The organism is Pseudomonas sp. C8002 (assembly GCF_013385765.1).
In the GTDB taxonomy this organism is placed as follows: domain Bacteria; phylum Pseudomonadota; class Gammaproteobacteria; order Pseudomonadales; family Pseudomonadaceae; genus Aquipseudomonas.
This window is the reverse complement of sequence record NZ_JACAPJ010000050.1, coordinates 7560-12106: the sequence shown is the minus strand read 5'-3', so window position 1 is coordinate 12106 and position 4547 is coordinate 7560. Positions and strand designations below refer to the sequence as shown.

The following is a 4547-nucleotide window of genomic DNA, read 5'->3' as shown; positions in this document are numbered from 1 at the left end:
TCCTTGATCTCCAACCCCGCCACACCCACATCCAACGCCAACCCCACATACGTCCCCTTGCCCAAAAACCTCGACGTCTCGGCAATGCTGCGAATCCGCTGCGTGTAGCCCACGATTTCACTCTTGTGCAGATAACTCTTGGTGGAAATACCCAGTACTTTTTTCAGTGACTTATTGGTTTTCAGGCTCGTGCCAAATCGCGCCGCACCTTGAAGTTGAGTATCCAAGCGCCGGAACAACATCTGCCGCTTCTGGATAAACGCTTTCTTATTCAAGGCTCCATCCTTGAGTTGTTGATGCAAACGCTCAATTTCTTCCAGAGTGCGCTGAACCTCGTCCAGGTGTCGCCCCCAGGCCGCCGTCGAACTGCCGACTCCCACCGAGCTATAAGCCAATAAACTCTGGAATAGATCATAGTTATTGATCACCGCCGCCCCAGCCGAGGCATCCAACTCCAGATTGCGCTGAATCTCCTGGGCATGGCGCATCAACCATGCATCATCAGTAGTGCAAGCCACAGCGTAGGCATCGGGAACGATCACCATCTGCCCCGGCGTCACCAGGCTTGCCTGACGCAAATGCAGGTTCAACGCGTCGAATTGATCGGAGAGTTGCCCACTGGCCCCGGTCAGTAACCGGGATTTCAAACTGAGGTAGTCCGTGGTGCGGTCATTGATGTATCCCTGCGCCATCACTTACATCCCTGATGTAATGGATATGGCGCAGGAATATAGGCAGGCGAACACGGCCCGGACACAAGGTTGGAACAGCTGAAATTACATTTGGGAAATCACCTACCTGGCAGGTAATCAAGGCCTACAAAAAATCGTCGGACTCAATACCCCGTCATCTCCAGATACCCCACCCCACCCTGAAATTTCACCGGCCCTTCCCAGTAAGGAATGCTCAGGTTCATCCAGGCTTTTGGGTTGACCGCTTCCGTGGTGATATCCAGATGTTTGCCCGGGATCTTCAATGACCACTGGGTGGGAATGCTGCGCCCATCGATCGCGGTGGTGGTCAGTGGGGTCAGCTGGATGTCCTGGTTGTGCAGGGTCTGGGTGCGGCCCTCCTGGTCGATCCAGGTGCCCGTCAGGTACGACGGCCCGTCTTTCTGCCGCACCCGAAACAGCATCAATTGCTCGCCACTGTCCAGGTGCAGGGAGAACCAGTCCCAGCCGGTCTGGCTGGCGGTCAGGGGCTGGCTGCTCCATTCGCGATCGAGCCAGGCGTTGCCGGTGACTTGGTAAGATTTTCCATCGATGGTCACGCGGCCATCTGCCTGGAAAAACGGCTGGCTGTAGTAGTACGACGCCTGGCCCTGGTCGGACTTGCGGCTGTAGCCGTTATCCCCCTGGAGCACCAGCGGGCGGCTGGAGGTCAGGTGCAGGTCGTAGTTGAAATGCTCGCCTGCAGCCTTGAGTTGCATGTCCGCCAGGGGGCTGGCTGCACCGGGGCGGGTGGCGAAATTCCAGTCATCGATCCAGGCATTGAACGGCACCGCCTGGGCCCCTGCCTGCCCCACGCCGCCGCGGGCGTAGCGTTCGCTGGCGTAATGGCGGGTGGCCGAGGTGACGGCGGCGTGGCCGAGCCAGATCGTAGAGTCGTGCCAGCCCGGTTGTGTCGGGCCGGCCTTGAGTGCGTTGCGAAACAGCGTCCATTGCACGCCGTAGGCATTGCCCTCGGCATCCTTCAGGTTGGCGGTGAGGTACCACCATTCGATGCGATAGCCGTCATGGGGGCCATGGTCCTGGGGAAAGCTGAAGACCTTGCCGGGCACCACCTGGGCAAAGTCCGCGGCCTGGCTGCCCAGTCCGGCGAAGCTTTCTTCAGGTGCAGGTGGTTTGTCGCAGGCGCCCAGCAGCAGGAACGTCGCCCATAGCAGGCACTTAATCTTCATTGGCAAAGGTCCTCAGCAAATCCGCCGGGCGACTGCGGTACAGCTGCCACAACGGCCAGGCCGAAGCCAGCAAGGTGGCCAGCATCGCCAGACCCAGCAGTTGCGCCAGTTGCCCCGGGAACACCCGCAACGGCAGGCGCCAGCCGAAGGCCTGGACGTTGATCACCACGTCCAGGCACCACGCCAGCAGCAAGCCCAGCGGCAACGCCAGCACCAGGGTCAGCACCGCCAGCAACCAGGTCTGGCCGAGGTTGAGCAGCATCAATTGGCGGCGCGTCACGCCCAGCGCCCACAACGGCGCCAACTGGCCGAGGCGGCTTTGGCTCTGGGTCAGCAGGCTGATAAACAACGCCACGCCGGCGACGCCCAGGGTCAGGCTGTTAAGGGCGGCGGTGGCGGCAAAAGTTCGTTCGAAGACCTGGCTCGACCAGCCCTTGAGCTGCTGCTGGTCGACGATGCGGCTGTCTTCGAGGGCAAACCGTTCCTGTACTGCACGCACCAGCGGCGGCACGTTGCCCGGCAAAACCCGCAGGTTGAAACGCGCCGGCGACAATCCCGGCCAGTGCTGCAACAGGTGCCGCGAATTCACCAGCAAGTGGCCCTTGGGGTTGCCGTAGTCGGCATAAATCCCCACGACCTTCGGCGACCATGGACCTTGGGGCGTGGGGATGCTGACCACATCGCCCAGCCGCACCTTGAGCCGGCGTGCCATTTGCTCACTGAGCATCAGGCTGTCGTCCTGCAACAACTGGCTCCATGGGTTCGCCGCCGCTTCCAGCAGCGGCCAATGCTGGCGATAAGTAGGGTCGTCGACCACGCCGAACAGGTCAGCCGGCCACCCCTGCAACTGCACCGCAACCTGCCAGGTCGGCAGCACTGTCTGCACCAGGGGCTGCTGTACCAGCCAGGTTTGCAGCGCCTCGGCCTGGGCCGGATTTTGCGGGTTGAGGTACAACTCGGCGGTCAGGCGTTGTTCCAGCCAGTTGTTGAAGGTCTGGCGAAAGCCCGAGGTCATCGAGCCCGCGCCGATATTGGCGGCCAACGCCAGCAGCAAGGCCATCAGCGCCAGGCTCAGGGCCGGCAACTGCTGGCGGCAATCGGCGAGAAACCATTGCCCCAGCACCGAACGGCTGCGCCCCAATACCGCCTTGAGCACGCCATTGAGCACCACCGGCAAGCCCAGCGCAGCGCCCAGCGACAAGGCCGCCATCAATACAAAACCACTGGCCAGGCTGTCGCCAAATACCAGTGCCAACAGCGCAACCAGTAAGGCCGAACCCGCCACCCAGCCCTGGCGTCGCAGCCAGCGCCCATGGGCCTGGTGCCAGGCCTGGGCATTGGCCAGCGCCAGCAGCGGCAAACGCGCCGCCCGCCACAGGCTGCTGACCCCGGCGAGCAACGCACCGAGCAAACCCAGGCCCAGGCCACTGAGCCACCACAGCGGGCTGAGGCTCAGTTGGCCGGGTACCTCGGCGCCATACAGGCCGCGCAAGCTGGCGGCTACATCCGGCAGCAACAGGCTGGCCAGCAAGTACCCGCTGGCCACGCCCGCCAGGCCACCCAGCACGGCCAGGCCACCGAGCTCCACCGCCAGGCTGAGGATCAGCATCCGCGCACTGACCCCGCACGCACGCAAGGTTCGCAGCAGGCCGCGCCGCTGCTCCAGCGCCAGGCCGATGGCGGCATGCACGATAAACAGGCCCACCACAAAGGACAGAAAGCCCAGCGCATCGAGGTTCAGATGGAAGCTTTCAGTGAGGCGCGCGAGGTTGTTTTCCTCGGCCTGCTTGAGCTGCAGTTGCGCGCCCAGTTCCGGCGGCAGGGCGGGATGCGCGGCGGCAAAGGCCTTGTCCAGCAGCAACCGCGACAGGCGTTGGGGCATGTCCAGCAGCGGTTGGGCGAAGCCGATATCGGTCAGCAATACGCCAGGGGCCATGTCCGCTTGAACATGCAGCGGCGGCAGCACCAGCCCGGCAGCTGTCAGCGGCTGGTCGCCCTCTTTCAGGCCCAGAGACTGCAAGGTCTGCGGCGCGATCCAGGTGCGTCCCGGCGGGTTGAAGAACGCGACCATCTGCGCCCGGTCCAGGGTCTGCCCGGCCAGCGCGCCACCGCCGGGCAACGACACCGGGTCGATGCCCATCACTTGCAGGCGCTGGTCTTCATGACCCTTAAGCTGCACGCGGCCCTGCACCACCGGCGACACCGGCCACCCGGCGCGGCGCAGGTCGGCAAACAGCGCCTGGGGGAAGCTCGCACCGTCCGGTGCACTGAGGCTGGCCTGGGGTTCGCCGCCGATCAGCTGGCTGGCCCGCGCGTAGCTGTCCCGCGCCTGGCTGTTGAGGGCTTGCACGCCGGTCAACAGCGCGGTGGCCAGCCACAGGCCAGTGAGCACACTGAAGAATTGCACAGGGTGGCGACGCCAATGGCTGAGCAGCGCGCGCAGTGTCCAGTGGAAGACGCGCATGTCAGCGGGCGTCCGCAGCGAGTACCTGGCCGCGATGCAACACCACCTGCTGGTCAAGGCGCGCCGCGATGCGCGGGCTGTGGGTGACCATCAGCAAGCTGGTGGGGCTGTCCCGCAGCAGGTCCAGCAGCAGTTGCAGCACTTCGTCACTGGTGCCTTCGTCGAGGTTACCGGTGGGTTCGT

Annotated in this window: 3 protein-coding genes and 1 pseudogene; all 4 read right to left on the bottom strand. The window is 63.7% G+C overall.

Annotation, left to right across the window (positions count from 1 at the left end):
• Window positions 1-692 (bottom strand): hypothetical protein (locus HX814_RS30915; protein WP_371318540.1); only part of this gene is annotated, 692 nt, incomplete at its 3' end.
• 143 nt (window positions 693-835) lie between these two features.
• On the bottom strand, window positions 836-1900 hold the full coding sequence (locus tag HX814_RS30910; protein ID WP_177009813.1) for a lipocalin-like domain-containing protein: 1065 nt from the start codon (window positions 1898-1900) through the stop codon (window positions 836-838).
• Window positions 1890-4364, bottom strand: a complete 2475-nt coding sequence (locus tag HX814_RS30905; protein ID WP_177015448.1) for an FtsX-like permease family protein — start codon at window positions 4362-4364, stop codon at window positions 1890-1892. The genes HX814_RS30910 and HX814_RS30905 overlap by 11 nt, the downstream gene beginning before the upstream one ends.
• A gap of 1 nt (window position 4365) precedes the next feature.
• Window positions 4366-4547: pseudogene (locus HX814_RS31610) on the bottom strand (ABC transporter ATP-binding protein); the annotation flags it as partial.

Bases quoted from the DNA above. Each gene is read 5' to 3' on its own strand.
- HX814_RS30905 (WP_177015448.1), bottom strand. From the start codon at position 4,364: ATGCGCGTCTTCCACTGGACACTGCGCGCGCTGCTCAGCCATTGGCGT.
- HX814_RS30910 (WP_177009813.1), bottom strand. From the start codon at position 1,900: ATGAAGATTAAGTGCCTGCTATGGGCGACGTTCCTGCTGCTGGGCGCC.